At 57.3% G+C, this 15,421-nt stretch carries 13 protein-coding genes, 3 pseudogenes and 1 riboswitch; of the genes and pseudogenes, 11 read left to right on the top strand and 5 right to left on the bottom strand.

The genetic code is table 11. From position 1 onward, the window contains the following. Together AKL29_RS44590 and AKL29_RS40500 are read left to right on the top strand one after the other, a co-directional pair. The coding region (locus AKL29_RS44590; protein WP_244481895.1) for an IS66 family transposase at positions 1-559 on the top strand (559 nt) is incomplete at its 5' end. Then, entirely contained in the window at positions 471-1,157 is a 687-nt protein-coding gene (locus AKL29_RS40500; RefSeq protein ID WP_244481893.1) for a plasmid pRiA4b ORF-3 family protein, read from the top strand. The genes AKL29_RS44590 and AKL29_RS40500, both read left to right, overlap by 89 nt. Positions 1,158-1,196: 39 nt before the next feature. Here AKL29_RS40500 and AKL29_RS40495 read toward each other — a convergent pair. Continuing rightward, positions 1,197-1,488: pseudogene (locus AKL29_RS40495) on the bottom strand (IS66 family transposase); the annotation flags it as partial. A gap of 658 nt (positions 1,489-2,146) precedes the next feature. Here AKL29_RS40495 and AKL29_RS10290 point away from each other — a divergent pair. The 7 genes from AKL29_RS10290 to AKL29_RS10260 are packed head-to-tail and all read left to right on the top strand — an operon-like array spanning position 2,147 to position 9,725. Beyond that, entirely contained in the window at positions 2,147-3,808 is a 1,662-nt protein-coding gene (locus AKL29_RS10290) for a class I tRNA ligase family protein (RefSeq protein WP_082190543.1), read from the top strand. Beyond that, the gene (locus tag AKL29_RS10285) at positions 3,805-5,022 is read left to right on the top strand and encodes an MFS transporter (protein WP_082190542.1); all 1,218 of its coding nucleotides are present in this window, start codon (positions 3,805-3,807) and stop codon (positions 5,020-5,022) included. The genes AKL29_RS10290 and AKL29_RS10285 overlap by 4 nt, the downstream gene beginning before the upstream one ends. Positions 5,023-5,040: 18 nt before the next feature. Continuing rightward, the gene (locus AKL29_RS10280; RefSeq protein ID WP_050384072.1) at positions 5,041-6,351 is read left to right on the top strand and encodes a lysine N(6)-hydroxylase/L-ornithine N(5)-oxygenase family protein; all 1,311 of its coding nucleotides are present in this window, start codon (positions 5,041-5,043) and stop codon (positions 6,349-6,351) included. Positions 6,352-6,407: 56 nt separating this feature from the next. Continuing rightward, positions 6,408-6,749 (top strand): cupin domain-containing protein, encoded by a 342-nt coding sequence (locus AKL29_RS40490; protein WP_082190541.1) that lies wholly within the window; start codon positions 6,408-6,410, stop codon positions 6,747-6,749. Further along, positions 6,746-7,816 carry an NAD(P)/FAD-dependent oxidoreductase gene (locus AKL29_RS10270; RefSeq protein WP_050384070.1) on the top strand — a complete coding sequence of 357 codons (1,071 nt, stop codon included), beginning with the start codon at positions 6,746-6,748 and terminating at the stop codon, positions 7,814-7,816. The genes AKL29_RS40490 and AKL29_RS10270 overlap by 4 nt, the downstream gene beginning before the upstream one ends. 29 nt (positions 7,817-7,845) lie before the next feature. After that, positions 7,846-8,994, top strand: coding sequence for an alanine racemase (gene alr, locus AKL29_RS10265; protein WP_082190540.1), 1,149 nt, complete (start codon positions 7,846-7,848; stop codon positions 8,992-8,994). 20 nt (positions 8,995-9,014) lie between these two features. After that, entirely contained in the window at positions 9,015-9,725 is a 711-nt protein-coding gene (locus AKL29_RS10260; protein WP_244481891.1) for a hypothetical protein, read from the top strand. 214 nt (positions 9,726-9,939) lie between these two features. On the opposite strand, the gene AKL29_RS10255 is transcribed toward AKL29_RS10260, so the two are convergent. The 3 genes and pseudogenes from AKL29_RS10255 to AKL29_RS10245 all read right to left on the bottom strand — a co-directional run. Then, positions 9,940-10,143: a hypothetical protein gene (locus AKL29_RS10255; protein WP_050384069.1), complete on the bottom strand. Its 204-nt coding sequence runs from the start codon at positions 10,141-10,143 to the stop codon at positions 9,940-9,942. 46 nt (positions 10,144-10,189) lie between these two features. Beyond that, entirely contained in the window at positions 10,190-12,520 is a 2,331-nt protein-coding gene (gene metE / locus AKL29_RS10250; RefSeq protein ID WP_050384068.1) for a 5-methyltetrahydropteroyltriglutamate--homocysteine S-methyltransferase, read from the bottom strand. Positions 12,521-12,624: 104 nt separating this feature from the next. Then, positions 12,625-12,849, bottom strand: a riboswitch (cobalamin riboswitch). A gap of 33 nt (positions 12,850-12,882) precedes the next feature. Beyond that, positions 12,883-13,571: pseudogene (locus tag AKL29_RS10245) on the bottom strand (isocitrate lyase/phosphoenolpyruvate mutase family protein); the annotation flags it as partial. A 308-nt stretch (positions 13,572-13,879) separates the two neighbouring features. On the opposite strand from AKL29_RS10245, the pseudogene AKL29_RS44585 reads away from it, so the two are divergent. Both AKL29_RS44585 and AKL29_RS40480 read left to right on the top strand, forming a co-directional pair. After that, positions 13,880-14,043, top strand: a pseudogene (locus tag AKL29_RS44585) (ribonucleotide-diphosphate reductase subunit beta); the annotation flags it as partial. Positions 14,044-14,302: 259 nt separating this feature from the next. Continuing rightward, entirely contained in the window at positions 14,303-14,515 is a 213-nt protein-coding gene (locus AKL29_RS40480; protein WP_082190539.1) for a hypothetical protein, read from the top strand. A gap of 578 nt (positions 14,516-15,093) precedes the next feature. On the opposite strand, the gene AKL29_RS10240 is transcribed toward AKL29_RS40480, so the two are convergent. Continuing rightward, positions 15,094-15,421 (bottom strand): TCP-1/cpn60 chaperonin family protein (locus AKL29_RS10240; RefSeq protein WP_283809394.1); only part of this gene is annotated, 328 nt, incomplete at its 5' end.

The following is a 15,421-nucleotide window of genomic DNA, read 5'->3' as shown; positions in this document are numbered from 1 at the left end:
GAAGATCGAGCGCGAGGCTTCGCTGGCGCCAGCTCCGGTTGCCAGCGATGCCCCCAAGCGCATCGCCCAGCTCTACGCGGTCGAGAAAGCCCTCCGCGGCCGATCTGATGCCGAGCACCGCGCGGGCCGACAAGCGCATGCCCGACCTCTGGCTACAGTCTTGAAGCAGTGGCTTGAGGCAAAGCTTGACCACCTTGCGCAGACGAGCGACACCGCGAAGGCTTTGCGCTATGCGCTGCGTCATTGGAACGGCTTGACACTCTACCTTGATGACGGGCGCATCGAGATGGACACGAATGCCGTCGAGCGCGCGATGCGGCCGATCAAGCTCAATGCCAAGAACTCCCTTTTTGCCAGTTGCGACGAGCGTGCCGAGAGTTGGGCAGTACTAGCTTCGTTAATCGAGACCTGTAAGCTCAATAGCGTTAGCGCCGAGCACTGGCTCTCCGACGTCCTCGCAAAGCTGATCAATGGCTGGCCTGCGGCGCGACTGGACGAACTGCTTCCCTGGTCGTCGACCTACACGATGCACGCGCACGATCCGAGGCTGGCAGCATGAGCCTGAACACGACCGCCGTCCGGATCAAGGTGACCCTCAAGGACGTGAAACCGGAGGTGATGCGTCGCCTTGTCGTCCCGTCACCCTGCGCCTTGATCGGCTGCACCTGACGCTTCAGGCGGCATTTGGCTGGACGGATAGCCATCTCTTCGAGTTCCTCGCTGGCGAAGGACATTGGGGCATCCCTGATCCCGATGGTGATTTTGGTCCCCAGCCCATCGATGCCCGCAAGGCGCGGCTCTGCGATATCGTCCGGGAGACCGGCGCCAAGACGATCCATTATCTCTATGACTTCGGCGACAGCTGGGACCATGTGATCAAGCTCGAAAAATGGTTCGACAACACGTCGATGGATGGTCTTCCATTCTTGCTCGAGGCCGCCGGTCGTTGTCCTCCGGATGATGTTGGAGGTGCGCACGGATATGCCGACTACCTCGATGCCATCGGCGACCCTACCCATCCAGAGCATGAGCATATGCGTCTCTGGGGTCCCCCGCAGTTCGATCCCAACGTCGTCAATCGGAAGGCGCTCGAGGCCGCCGTCAACGCATTGTCCGAAAAGTGGAAGCCACGCCGACACAAGCTGCGATCAAAATAGACGTCAAGCGCCAATCAAAAAGGCCACAGAGCTACGTTTACCATCGATATCGCGCTCGATCTCAAACAATTGATCAATCCGACGAACCGCTTCCAGCGCAACGGGCGAGGTCGCCGTCGCCGATCTTCCCCGGCGAGTGTTCTGCGGCGATCTCGGCCAGTTCGAAGAACGCCCTCCGGCCATGTGCCCAGCAGAAGGCGGGCGTGGCTGGCAACGCCTTGCGTCCGAAATCGAAGAGAGCGTTGAACCCGCTATAGGCATCGGCTTGCAGGACGCCGGCGAAGTTCTGAAGATGCCGCGCGGGATGCTCGCCGCGCCGATCAAGTGAGGCGCAGGATGCATAAGAACGACCCGAACTCCTCAAGCGATGGGATCGGTGATCCACTATCAGCGGCTTAGCTCGGATACGGCGAGGACGTGGATCGCGTTCCAGAAATCGCCATCGACATGACGGGTGGGTCTGCGGAAACAACCTATGGCCGGACTGGTCGACGCCCCAAAGTCGTCGGCATCACCAGTCGACTGCAGCTAGCTGGCGGCAGTTAGGTTAACGGTGTCGCGCAAAAGTAAACTTCGTCCCTCTATGGACCACTCTCATCCGCTGTCACTGGGCCGCTTGTGAGATTCGCGACCAATGTCGGAAAGGTGACGACACGAGGCCCTGACAAAGCACATAAACACCGATTTCAGTTGGCGTGCCGTTTGCTTCGGTTGCGGCGTCAGCAGGTTGGCATCGTGAGAGGCGGGGAGATCATCTATGTAGCAAGCAGAGGTAGAACAATACATCGAGTATCCAGCGAAACAGCGTTGTCTACTCTAAATCTCAAACAGAGTGTTGCACGTCTGGCGTATGGAGCCCAGTTCGAAATACGCAGCCGGACTGCATCCATACCCGTAAGTCGCGTGCGCCTTCGTGTTTCTGGGTGCAATGCTTGGCCACCTGATTGAATGTTTTCCAGATATGCCCCCATAGAAGTCATTGTGCAGCTATGAAAAGAAGTCCAACGATCTCACGGATAAATTTAGCGAATACGCATCCCGCTAATGTGTATATATCTCCTGTCAACTTGACAGCCAATGGCAGAGCACATTTGGGGCATGCCGCTGGGCCATATCTCAGAATGGACGTTGTGCAGAAGCACCTGAAGAGGGCAGGGCATCATGTCCGTTCTGGGCTGACGACCGACGGTTTCGAGAATCACGTCCTGGTCCGAGCGGCTATTGAGAACATTGACCCGTCCGACCTGGCACATGGCTTCCATATCAGAATCGTTGAGGATCTCGCCTCGTTAGGTATCGTTTTCGATCATTTCGATGATCCGGCGTACGGCAGGAATCTGCAGCGCTTTTCGAATGTCGGTAACGCGCTCATGGGCGCCTTATCTGCGGCGGGCTCGCTACATTTCTCCGCAGCGCGCTTACCAGTGGACGACGCGGGTTCTGCTGCCACGCCACGGGAAGAGCGTTTCTGCATTGGAGGCTGGCTTGGTGCAACCTGTCCGGTTTGCCTGGCATCCGCGGGCAGCTTCTTCTGCGAACAGTGCGGACATCATTTCGAGCCCGAGGAAGCGCTGAATACGGTATCCAGGCGCGGCCGGATTGTCGAATGGTCCGAAAACATTTCCGCCTTCCTTTCAATTTCGGGAAAGGGCCGACTTTTACGGGCCTGGGACGACATCGCCGTCGAATCCAGCTTTCTGGAGATAGGGAAACGGTACGTCGCATGCAAAGGACAGCAAATGCGGTTGACCGTACCGGGACTGCACGGGTTGGCTTGGAACTCACGGCATTTCAACAGCCAGCAGATATTATTTAGCTACTCCTCGTTGCTCTACGCTCATTCTCTCTATTGTGGGCATAGGGACACGGAGGGCACCGGCAAGCCCAATCCGTTTGCGCGCGAGTCCGATGCGTTCCTCATTGGCGCGACTGGTCTCGATAACACAATTCCGATGCTTGTCGGAGTTACTGGATGCGCGTTGGGCCAGAATTCGTTCCGCCCGTTTGATCGAATATTCTTTAATCACTTCCTTCGGCTGAACGGTTCGAAGTTCTCTACCAGTCGCGGTCACGTGATCTGGGCAGGTGAAATCGCTCGAATTCCAAGTATATCCGTCGACGTCCTTAGAGTGTACCTGTCGGAAATCTGCCCGGAGGAAACCGAAACCGATTTGGTGTCAGAGCAATTGGTCGATCGTTACAACGCCATTCTCGACAAGATGTCTGCGGCCATCGACCGCTGCACCGAGTCCATAAACGCGACATCGGCCCTCGCTGGATGTCAGGTGGATAGTGCGATGATGGTTACGTTGGATCACCTCTACGAAAAACAGTGCGCCGCGCTTTCGCTTGACTATCTGCGGGTATCGCAAGCGTCGCGGCCGCTTATCGAGTGGGTTGATCATCTTGATGGCACGCCGGACCATCAGGCCGCTTACACTTGGCTTATGGGGTTCAGCATATTGGCTTGGCCGCTGATGCCCAAGATAACAGGAGCCCTATGGCACTGGCTCGGTCACAGCGGGCATCCCGTTGCCGCACGCGCTTCGACGCCTTCATCCCAACGAAGTGGAGCGGCACCTAAGATCGATGGGCGCAGGTTGTCGGTTGGTGACATTGAGCGATGCCTTCCGGGAAAGATTGCAGCATGACACCCGCCGCGAACGTCGTTCCTGCCGAGAAACTGCCCAATGCAGTGCCGTTAGACGTCTCCATCCCTTTCATGCTTGGTAGTGTTAGCTTGGCCGCATCCTATGGCTCGAGCTTCTTTCTCGTGGACGCTCTGCGGTCCATACAACAAAGCGCCACGACCGCCGGAGCCGTTATCTCGACCGGTACGATCACGACAATACTGTGTTCGCTTGTTGCTGGTCGCATCGCGGATTTACTGGGCGTGATGCGAACTATCACTCTCGCCGCGGGGGTGATGTCGATAGCAATGATATGCTTCGCATCAGCATCGACTTTGACGCTCTTCCCTTACATCGGTGGGCTTTTTCTCGGCATTGGATGGTCGGCCTTCTACATCCTGGCGCCGCTTCAAGTCTTGTGTCACGTGCGGGCTGAGGCCCGTATCAAATATCTTACCTTACTTTCCGGATCTCAAATGCTGGGCATCGGGCTTACTGTCCCCCTAGCACGCGCCATTGCGGAAATTGCTGGATCCTACATCGCAGTTTACTCGCTTTTTGCGGCTGCATGTCTCGTTGGTGCGATGCTTTTGGAGTTCGCCGGTCGAGCACTAGCGCAAGCTCCTCAGATCGAAATGCCGACCGTACGACTCACCCTCGAAGGCGTGCTAGGAACCTTTAAATCGAACACGCGCTATCCGATCATCATGATCGGCGTCGGGGCTTGCGTTTTTGCAGGTCTTTCCACATTCCAAACGCTTTACGCTATCACGCGAGCGCAATCTCCCGATACGTTCTTTGTAGTCTTCACTCTGACGGCCGTCTTATTGCGGTTTGCAGTTGCGCCGATAATTGGAAAGTTTCGGCTTGAACGCGTGGCCGCGTTTCTTATCGTGTGCACTATCGCGGGGCTATCCATGCTTTTGATGAACGTAAGTAGTACGGCAATCTACATCATCGGAACAACGATGTTCGCGCTGGGATATGGTCTTAGCTATTCGACATTAAACAGTATGGTCGTTGATATCGCTGGCACGGATGGGACATCGTTGGCCATTGCTTCTCAAGTCTTCACACTCTCCTATTTCATAGGCCTATTTGGATTTCCATACATCGCTGGGCAGATCGTGAAGGCCGGCAGCTTCGATCATCTGCTGATAAGCATGATGGTGCTTATCGTCGCTAATGCAATTCTTCTTGCAACTCAAGTGTTCTCGGCAAGCCGAGATCGTTGACTGCCAAGGGATCATGGGATGCTGAAGCACAGCGACGGCTGTAACGTAATCGCGATCGGTGCAGGGCCAGCTAATCTGAGTTTGGCAGCGCTCGCCACTCCGATTCCGGACATGTCATTGAGCATCCTCGAAAGCTCAGAAGAGGTGAAGTGGCATCCCGGCCTGCTTTTGGCAGGTGCCGTCATGCAAACCAGCCCGATGAAGGACTTGGTCACACCGGCGGATCCGACGAGCGCGTACAGTTTCCTCGCCTACTTGCATGATAAAAAACGCCTTTATCAAGCTATCGTGCGGGGACTGGCGTCTGTTAGCCGTAGTGAATTTGAAGACTATTTGCGCTGGGCAGCAGCGAAGCTGGCAAACATTCAATTCGGCGAACACGTGACTGCGGTAGAACTGCGCGGCGAGTCCTTTAGTATCATAACGAGTTGCGGCAATCATCAAACCGGTACGATTGTGCTTGGCGTGGGCAGGGTACCGTCTCTACCTGAGTGGGGCAGGAATGCGCCGCCAAACGAGGTGTTTCACGGGAGCTCCCTTCTCGTGCGGCGACGCGAGCTTTCAGGCAAGCGTGTCGTCATCGTAGGTGGCGGCCAAAGCGGGGCTGAAATATTTCTTCATCTTCTCAGCGGTGCATGCGGTCCGTTGGGAGCCCTGACCTGGGTGACGCGCCGCGCAAACATATTCGCGCTTGAGGACAGTCCTTTCGTCAACGAATGGTTCTTTCCGCAACATGGTTATTGGTTCTTTGACCAGAGTGAAGCGGCCCGGAAGCAAATCCTTGAACGACAATCGTTGGCCAGCGATGGCGTCAACGGCTCGACGCTGCGCGCTATCTACAACGCGTTGTACGATCGCGAGGTTCATAGACGGGCCTATCCGGCGCACATAGAAATACGCGTGGATACCACGGCTGAGGACTTGCGCGGCGTATCTCCCGTTCGCTTGGACTTGCGTCAGCGGAAGACAGGCACTTGCTCGCAACATGTCGCGGACATTGTCGTCTTGGCCACAGGCTACCGCACCGAAATCCCTTCGTTTCTGGCGCCGATCGCAGGCCGGCTTGCGGTCTTAAATGCCCCGGGAGGCTCTCAAGAGATCGTGGTCGACAAGGACTTCTCGGCTCGTTTTGACGGTCCCGCAAAGTGTCGTTTGTACGTCCAGAATGGCGCACGCTTTCAACATGGCATCGCTGACACAAATCTGAGCTTAGTTCCTTGGCGCGCTTCGCTGATCCTCAATTCGATCCTCGGCCGCTTAGCTTACGATTGCGGGCCTGCAACAGGCGTGATCAAGTGGAATGGCGTTGGTTTCGAAGGCTCCTGCTGATTGGCGAACCAGTCTGCCGCATGCCACGGCCACCCGATAGTCATTCGGAGTATACCATGAAGAATGCACAGTTGATGGCCCTAGGTGACATGACGGTCTATAGCCCTGGTGTAGTCTTGCAGCACGTCGAACAAAACGCGGATTCCGAGACCGCTTGTCCCGTCGAACTCATTGAATTCCGACTGGATCCGTTCGCAGTGTCGACGCCTCATTCCCATCCTTCCTGCGAAATCTGGCGCATCACGAGCGGCCACGGTCGGGTGATAACTGACGATGGAGAGTTGGCTATCAAGGCGGGCGATCTCGTGTTTCTGCAGCCAGATCGCGCCCATCATTTGGAAAATCGCGGCAGCGAAGTTCTGAGCGCTTTGTCGATCGCCTGGGGACGAGAGCGATGACCGACAACATTTATGACCTGGCGGTCATTGGCGCCGGCGTCATGGGCCTGAGTGCCGCCGTCATTGCTGCGAACAATAGTCCCGGGGAACGAATCGTCATCATCGATCGGGAGACCGTTGGGGCAGGTGCCAGTGGGTTTGCCCCCGGAATCCAGATCAACATCGGTCGTAATGAAAAGGAAAGAAGCCTCGTCAATGCTGGTTCGAAGATTTGGCGAGATATCTATCCCCATGGGCAATGGCCCAAAGGTCGAAACTGTGACGTGTTTTGGTTGACGCGTAATCCAGAAGAACTCACACGAACGAGCTGTGTGGTCGGAACCACCCCATCAGCTTCTTTCGCGCTCACGGAGAGGCTTTCCTCGCTGCCGCAATTGTCGATTCCCGCCGATATGGCCGTGGCGCTGGATCGGGGGTCTTACTGTCCAGTCGATTCCATCGTTCAGGATCTGGCCCAAAGGCTCAAGGCTGTTGGGATTTCGATATGCGAGGGTACATCCATTGAACGGATACGGCAGGGACCAACCCATATACTTCTTCAGACCTCTGTTGATAGCGAACTCTCGGCAAGACGGGCCGTTCTGGCAATCGGTCCATGGCTGCCAGAGTCGCCGTTGCGCGCGCATCTCGCGGCGGAGCCGCGATTGCGAGTTAAAAAGGTCGTCGCGCTTCACTTGGCGGCGCGCCCCACCGCGAACTGTCCAATGATCGGCTTGTTCGATGATTACGCGTTCCTCGTTCCCATGATCGAGGAGGGGTATTGGTTGTTCAGTTTTACCTCGCAAGAGTGGAATGTGAGGCCTGACACCAGCCGGCTGAAGATCAATTCGGATGATCTCGCGCGCGCCACCGCGATCCTCGCGAAATGGTTTTCGCCGGAGATACCCGCGGTGGCGTCAGCGCGTGTGTTTTGCGACTGCTATTCTGATGATGGTGTCCCATTCTCTCGTCCAGCTCAAGACGTCGCCGGTCTGTATGTCATTGGTGGCGGTGCAGGTAACGGGTTTCGCTTTGGGCCCGCGTGCGCGGAAGAGGCAATAAGATCCCTGTATTCTCACCATCGATAGGTCTTCGGCGTGCCCTGATAAGAAGACATATGCCGGATACGATCGGTATCGAAGCAAATCCCTATCATAAGCTTGCAGACGTCGGTTGCGAGACGTCGAGATCGACCATGATTGTTGATCTCAGCGCCATTGAAGCCAACTATCGGAAGTGCCAGGCGCTTGCGCCTCACAGCGCTTGCGGCGCCGTTGTCAAGGCTGATGCCTACGGCCTAGGCGCGGCACGTGTAGCGCCCTTCCTAGCTTACCTCGGCTGCGCGCATTTTTTCGTCACCGATGTGGCGGAAGGTATTGCCCTGCGCGATGTGCTGCCATCATCGGCAAAGATCTATATGCTACACGGCGCTATGCCAGGCACGGAGCTGGCGGCCGAGCAGCACGATTTGTTGCCAATCCTCAATAGCAGGGAACAATTGGAGGCTTGGCTTCGGCATTGCCGACTTCGGAATCGCGCGCTGCCGGCAGGGATTCATGTCGACACTGGCCTGTCTCGGTTGGGATTTCCCATTGATGAGTTGCACACAATCGCCGAGAATAAAGGCGGGCTATCGGAATTGCCTGTAGTGTTGTTCATGAGTCAGCTCGCCTGTGCGGAGTGGCGCAACGAGATCTCTCTGCAACAACTAAATCGGTTCCGCAGACTTTCCCATTTATTCCCGAATGCGAGTCTTTCTCTATCGAATTCGGCGGGACTATTTGCCGGATGTGAATTTCATTTTGACCTCATAAGATCGGGTGGAGGGATCTTCGGCTTCTCGACGGCCGATGATCCCGATTTCAAGCCAGCACAAGTCGTCCGTTTGCGAACGCAAATTATTCAATGCCGTAAACTCGAGCATGGGGAAGCCATCGGATACCTCAGGTCATACACAGTCAAGAAGCGGATGCGGGTTGCGACGGCCGCTATTGGTTATGCAGATGGATTTCCGCGTACTCTAGGCAATCGAGGGCATGTCTTCATATGTGGTAATCGTGCGCCTATCGTTGGCTTCGTTTCGATGGATCTTATTACCATTGACGTAACTGATCTGCCCGAGAGTTGGACTCTGCCCGGTACCGTGGTGGACCTCATCTGCCCCGAGCAAACCGTGGGGGATTTGGCGTCAGCCGCGAAAATGCTGAGCGACGAATTGACCACAGGTATCGGACAGCGATGCCGCAGGCTTTACGTCTCTTCCTAACGAGATGATATGAGGCGCCGATGAACTCCTCCACGCTCCGATCCCAGAAAGTCAATCGAGCGATCTATCTAGGCGATGAAGGCGTGCGCCTTATGCGTCCGAGCTGCTTCACTGCGGAGGTGCGTCAATTCCATAACCGTGAGAGACTATTCTACCTCGATCTCCTATGTACAACCCGATACGAGTTGATCATAGAAGTAGGTTGTAGTGGCTACCGCCTTATTGGCATCAAGGACGATGACAATGATTATCTTGGCATCGAAATAAACCCACCTCGTGTGCGCCGGTTAAAGAGTAGGAGAGCGGCGGTTATGCGCTGCGAGGCCAGAAAATTCTTCAAAAGAACGCGACTGATCGATGAGATCATGCGCCGATATGATGAAAAAGTGCTTTGCATACTGCCGTTCAATTTCCTTGGTACGATGGATGCGCCAATGGAATTTTTGACGCTGGTCTGTCAAGCGCCCTTTGATCTAGCTTTGTCGCTCTTTTCGACGAGCGAGACGGCAACCCTGGCTCGCCACGAATATTATGATCTTTGTGGCATTACCGTTCGGGGGGTGGTGCGCACGGATGACTATGTTCGATTAGAGTGCTCCAACGGTTTCCAGGCGTTCGCTTTCGATCCGGTCTTTTTGGTGAACCGCATATCGGCGTATGGCTTCCGCTTGAACGACATCGTATACTATGATGTCTGTAACTTCCTCCATTTCAAAAAAAGAAAATCCTGAAATGAGTGGTCAGCATAATGCCAACCGTGCCCGGAAACAGAAGATCCTCGACGCCATCCGGATCACTAGAAAGCAAGCAGCAGGGAAGGCCACCGCCATCGTTTCACCTCATGCGACAACGCAAGGGGATACCAGTGATCCAGGTGTGAGGCGACTTTCCGCAAAACGGCGGGTATCGGACTTGCGTCCATGCCGGCCGGGTCGGTTACCGACGTCACGAGGCTGACACCCCCGATGTTCTGAGATGGATAGCGAGAATGTCCTCTGGAGTCTCTCGAACCTCGATCGTCTGAGCGCCGCTGCCGACGAACTCCAGGATCGTCTTGTCGCCGTCCCGCCACATCCCGCCCACCAGCGAGAAATTGACATAATACGGCTTGCCGCTGTCGAAGCGGGTACATCTGATCCAGAAGCGCATCGGCATTCTCCGGTTGGGCGGGCCTCGACGATCCGCGTTTCCGCGCCTATAACGCCTTGCGCAACTCGCGTGCGGCAGCAACCATGTTGACGAGCGCTGGACGCACTTCCTCCCATCTGCGTGTCTTCAGGCCGCAATCGGGATTGATCCAGAGCTGCGAGTCCGACAAACGTTTTCGGGCCAGCGTGATGAGGTCCCTCATCTCGGTGGTTTCGGGGACGCGTGGAGAGTGGATGTCGTAGACGCCAGGACCGATATCGTTAGGATATTTGAAGCTGGTGAACGCATCGAGCAGTTCCATCTTGGACCGCGACGTCTCGATCGAGATGACGTCGGCGTCCATCGCCGCAATTGCGTCGATGATGGCGTTGAACTCCGAGTAGCACATGTGGGTGTGGATCTGCGTGGCATCGGCAACGCCCGTCGAGCAGATGCGGAAGCTTTCCACGGCCCATTCGAGATAGGTCTTCCACTCGGAATGACGGAGCGGCAGGCCTTCGCGCAAGGCGGCTTCATCGATCTGGATCATGGTCGCTCCGGCCTTTTCGAGGTCGGTAACCTCGTCGCGGATCGCGAGTGCGATCTGGCGGCAGGCTTCGCTGCGCGGCAGGTCGTCGCGAACGAACGACCAGTTCAGGATCGTCACCGGTCCGGTGAGCATCGCCTTCATCGGCTTCCTGGTCAACGATTGCGAGTAACGCCACCACTCGACCGTCATCGGTTTCGGCCGGGAGACGTCACCGAACAGGATCGGCGGACGAACATAGCGCGAGCCGTAGGACTGCACCCAGCCATACTGGGTGAAGACGAAGCCGGAGAGCTGTTCGCCAAAATACTGCACCATGTCGTTGCGCTCGAACTCGCCATGAACCAGCACGTCGAGTCCGATCTCCTCCTGCCAGCGTACGGTGCGGGCAGTTTCCTCCTTGAGGAACTGCTTGTACTGGGCGTCGGTCAGTGTGCCCTTGGCATGGGCCGCACGAGCATTGCGGACGTCGGCGGTTTGCGGGAATGAGCCGATAGTCGTCGTCGGGAAGGCAGGCAGGGCAAAGCGCTTGCGCTGGACTTCGGCGCGGCTGGCAAAGGTGCTGGTGCGACGGCGCATCGCGTCGTCGATCGTCGCCATCCGCTTGGCAACGGTCGCGTCGTGGATCTTAGGCGAGGTCCGGCGTGCCTTGGCGGCCTTGTCCGAGGCGGCTAGGGCGTCCGCGACGCTGGCGTCGCCAGCCAATGCCTTCGCCAGCGTGGAGAGTTCGGCGATCTTCTGCACGGAGAAGGCAAGCCAGCTCTTCACATCCGGATCGAGACCGGTCTCAAGCTCTAAGTCGATCGGCGTATGCAGTAGCGAGCAGGACGGAGCGATCTGGACGCGGCCGGCGCCTAGCTTGGCGATGACCGGCTTGTAGCGCTCGACCAGCGCCGACAAATTGGAGCGCCAGACGTTGCGGCCGTCAATGACGCCGAGCGAAATCACGAGATCCTCGCGGGCACCGGATTCGATCTGGCTCAGTTGCTGCGGCGCGCGGATCAAGTCGACGTGCAGACCTGCCACCGGCAGGGCCAACACGGTCGCGATAGTGTCGCCGATCGCACCAAAGTAAGTGGCGAGCATGATCTTGATGCCCGGTACGCCTTTGGCGAGCCGAGCATAGGCGCGCTGGAGCGCATTCCTCTCGGTCTCGTTGAGATCGAGCACGAGGCAGGGTTCGTCGATCTGGACCCATTCTGCGCCGCGCTTGGCGAGCTCCTGGAGAACCTCGACATAGACCGGCAGCAGGCCGTCGAGCAGCGAGACCGGATCGACCGAGGCATCATGGCTCTTGCCGAGCTTCAGGAGGGTGACAGGGCCGACGAGCACCGGACGGGTCTGATATCCGAGCGCTTTCGCCTCGTCATACTCTTCGATCACCTTGCGGGACGAGAGCTTGAATGTCTGTCTCTCGTGAAATTCCGGGACCATGTAGTGGTAATTGGTGTCGAACCACTTGGTCATTTCCTGCGCTGTCGCGCCATGGCCACGGTGGGCGTGACTGCAGCTCGCGTCGTGCGCGTCGCCTTGCGAACCGCGCGCCATCGCGAAATAGGTCTTGAGCGGGACTGCTCCGCCCTTCCAGCCATAGGCCTCGGGGATGGCGCCGACCATCACGCTGGTGTCGAGCACGTGGTCATAAAGCGAAAAATCGTTCGACGGTATAATGGTCGCGCCGAGTGATTTCTGGCGTGCCCAGTTGGCGACACGGAGCCCGGCTGCAGCTTCGAGAAGTTGCTGCTCGCTGATCTTGCCGGCCCAGAAGCTTTCGAGCGCGAGTTTGAGTTCGCGGCGCGGCCCGATGCGGGGCGTGCCGAGTGTTGCAACTGGAACTGAAAGAGAAGTCATAGCTTTAACCCCAGGTGGTGGGGGCAAAAGGCCATGGCGGACGCTGGCAGGGCAGCCGCGGATGCGGCAGCTGCTTGGCGTACCACCGGGACACCCCGCCCGTGGACGATTATGTTGTCGGGGCAGGTCTCCTGGCTCGCGGGTCGTCGCCTGCATCCGGCCTTCCCGAAGCTTTCGCTTCAGTGACACTGATGGATGCGGGCTCACCGCTTACAGTTGCGGGGGCAGCGCCGGCATTGCCTCAATCCTGAACGGATGGAAAACGCACCGGCTTCCCTCTTAGCTCCGGATCAAGCGGGACCCGGAGAACCTCGACGTCTCCGATTATCTGCAACGACGGGCTCCCGTCAACCTCTCGTCGATCACTTGCGTTGCGGCATGCCGGACGGAACGATTGTTTGAACGATCGAAGAATCGAAAGCTTCGTAGTCGTGTAATCCAATTGCCGCATAGAGTTCCGCGCGCGTCTGCATCCGCTCTACGATCTTGTGCGTGCCACCATCACGTAAAATTGCAGCATACAATTCTGCCTGCGCCTTGTTCGCCACTCGCAATGAGGACACAGGCCAGATCACCATGGCATATCCTATCGCCTCGAACTCGGCGGCGGTGAAGAATGGGTCTTTCCAAACTCCGTCATGTTCGCGAGAAGCGACGCGCCGGGTATGCGCGCCGGAAAAGCGCGGAACATCTCGGCCGTGTTGAGTGCCTCCGGGAAGATCGCATCGGCCCCGGCCTCCATATAGGGCTTTGCCCGGGTTACGGCGCCAGCGAGGCCCTTGCTGGCGGCAGCGTCGGTCCTGGCGATGACCATGAGATCGCGACACGCTTTTGATGCGGCGCGACCTTGGCCGCCATGTCACGCGCATCGGCGATCTTCTTGTCGTTCAGATGGCCGCATGTCTTGGGCAGGATCTGGTCTTCCAGATGAAGCGCGCCGGCAACGGCATCCTCAAAGACGCGGGTGGCGTGCATCACATTCAGCGCCGCCTCACCGTAGCCGGTGTCGGCATCGACGAGCAGCGGCAGGTCCTGCGGCACGGACGATCTGCGTTTCCTTCCATCCCACGGAGACACTGACCTCCGGCAGCGGTCAAAAAGCGCTTCAAGCGCTTCGGCTCATTAAATCGAATGTTTCGCCGCCAGTTCCGATGCCGTGTAAATCAGAGGGGCAATGGCTTGACGATCGAATGTCCGGGCGCAGCCGCGAGTGCCATTTTGCGGGTGTGCGGTATCGTCGACCACAAGCTTCAGTGATTCCAGGATGAGCTTCTCACCGCGATGTCCGGCGACTTCGCGGTCGTGAACGAGTTCCTTGTGTGAGACCTGAAGGCGAGAGGGCTGTGGGACGAGGTGATAGTCTCTAATCGCCGCTGTGCCCAGATCGGGCTCGCGCCTGTCTTCGCCGACGTTGAGAACCCGTTCCCGTGGTGTCGGAGGCGATGGATCGGAAGAAGGAGAAGAACTCCTTCGAAACCGGCGTCATCGAATACCAGAACGGTGGCGCGCTCAGCTGGGACTGAGCATCAGGTCACGATGACGACCAGTGCCTTTTCTAGTTGAAATCGCGCTTACGCGCTCAAACGGGCGGGGCGGGATTATAGTTTCGGACCCGCGCTTCACTATGAAAATAAGTGGCAACTGGCGCACCCGATACGATTCGAACGTGTGACCTTTGCCTTCGGAGCACAAGGCGCCCCGTGCGGCTTTCTTGAGACTGTGTCGTCCAAGTCACCAAAGGGGCTGAGCTTCGGCCTATGTTCACACAGAGCGAGGACTTCCATGTACGATGTCTACCTGAACGAACGGAACGACCTTCTCGTCGTTCCTCGCGGCAATTCCATTCCGATCGATCTCAATAGGAACTGGCGGAAGAAACGTATCGTACGCTCGGTAAGCGAGCAAATCCGCGAAGATGTCCGGGTCTATGGCTACCATCGGCGAAAGCTGCCGCTAAGTCGCTCGATGAAAACCTTAGCTGAAAAGCAGGCTTGATCTACAAACAACGAGTGATGGCAAATTGCAAACGGTCGTAAATTCGCGGCGTTTCATTTCCGGACCGATTGACGCGCCGAGGGCTCCGAATCTCCTTCAGAGCGGGCGGCATAGCAAGCGATTGCCTGCCACACGCGGGACGTGACTTTAATCCGAGCGGTTTCTGTGCCTCAGTGGTCCACACGGTATGTCCGTGTCTGAAACCACGCCGCGACGGGTACCAGTTTAGGAACAGCGGGTGGAGTCGGGGGTCCAGCAGCCGCGTCAAAATCCAGCCGAAGTAATTCTGCAAATCGGATCCGATTTCATCAAGTCATCAGCGGTCCAAAACGTTAGCGATCGCACCTGCCCTACCGCTCTACGGCGTCGATCAACGAGAGGCTTTGCGGGCCAGTTGGCTTCGTTCCGCTCGCAAAACAAAGCGATGCGATGAATAGCGTGTTCGTCCGGAGCGATGGTTAGGCCAAGATCCAACTCGGTTTCTCAAAAAAGAGAAACCGTGAGCAAACTGGGCGGCTCAGTCGAAAACCCTGGCATTGCTGCCAGGGTTCTGCCTGTCGATCCTTTGAGAGGCTGGATCAGAAGTCCATGCCGCCCATGCCGCCGCCCGGAGGCATTGCGGGACCGGGCGCGATCTTTTTCGGCAGCTCGGCAACCATCGCTTCCGTGGTGATCAGCAGCGCCGCAACCGAGGCGGCGTTCTGGACAGCGATGCGCACGACCTTGGTCGGGTCGATGATCCCCTTGGAGACAAGGTTGCTGTACTCGCCAGTCTGCGCGTCGAAGCCGTAAGGGTATTGATCCTTTTCTAGGACCTTACCGACCACGACCGAGCCATCTTCACCGGCGTTGATCGCGATCTGCCGAGCTGGCCAGGACAGCGCCTTGCGCACGATCTCGACGCCG

It is taken from the genome of Bradyrhizobium pachyrhizi (genome assembly GCF_001189245.1).
Taxonomy (GTDB): domain Bacteria; phylum Pseudomonadota; class Alphaproteobacteria; order Rhizobiales; family Xanthobacteraceae; genus Bradyrhizobium; species Bradyrhizobium pachyrhizi.
This window is presented reverse-complemented; position numbering and strand designations above follow the sequence as displayed.

What these genes read in the sequence shown, in the direction of transcription:
- AKL29_RS40480 (WP_082190539.1), top strand. Translation starts at nt 14,303, where the DNA reads ATGTACGATGTCTACCTGAACGAACGGAACGACCTTCTCGTCGTTCCT.
- AKL29_RS10260 (WP_244481891.1), top strand. Translation starts at nt 9,015, where the DNA reads ATGAACTCCTCCACGCTCCGATCCCAGAAAGTCAATCGAGCGATCTAT.
- AKL29_RS40500 (WP_244481893.1), top strand. Translation starts at nt 471, where the DNA reads ATGGCTGGCCTGCGGCGCGACTGGACGAACTGCTTCCCTGGTCGTCGA.
- AKL29_RS10255 (WP_050384069.1), bottom strand. Translation starts at nt 10,143, where the DNA reads ATGCGCTTCTGGATCAGATGTACCCGCTTCGACAGCGGCAAGCCGTAT.
- AKL29_RS40490 (WP_082190541.1), top strand. Translation starts at nt 6,408, where the DNA reads ATGAAGAATGCACAGTTGATGGCCCTAGGTGACATGACGGTCTATAGC.
- AKL29_RS10270 (WP_050384070.1), top strand. Translation starts at nt 6,746, where the DNA reads ATGACCGACAACATTTATGACCTGGCGGTCATTGGCGCCGGCGTCATG.
- AKL29_RS10290 (WP_082190543.1), top strand. Translation starts at nt 2,147, where the DNA reads ATGAAAAGAAGTCCAACGATCTCACGGATAAATTTAGCGAATACGCAT.
- metE (WP_050384068.1), bottom strand. Translation starts at nt 12,520, where the DNA reads ATGACTTCTCTTTCAGTTCCAGTTGCAACACTCGGCACGCCCCGCATC.
- AKL29_RS10285 (WP_082190542.1), top strand. Translation starts at nt 3,805, where the DNA reads ATGACACCCGCCGCGAACGTCGTTCCTGCCGAGAAACTGCCCAATGCA.
- AKL29_RS10280 (WP_050384072.1), top strand. Translation starts at nt 5,041, where the DNA reads ATGCTGAAGCACAGCGACGGCTGTAACGTAATCGCGATCGGTGCAGGG.
- alr (WP_082190540.1), top strand. Translation starts at nt 7,846, where the DNA reads ATGCCGGATACGATCGGTATCGAAGCAAATCCCTATCATAAGCTTGCA.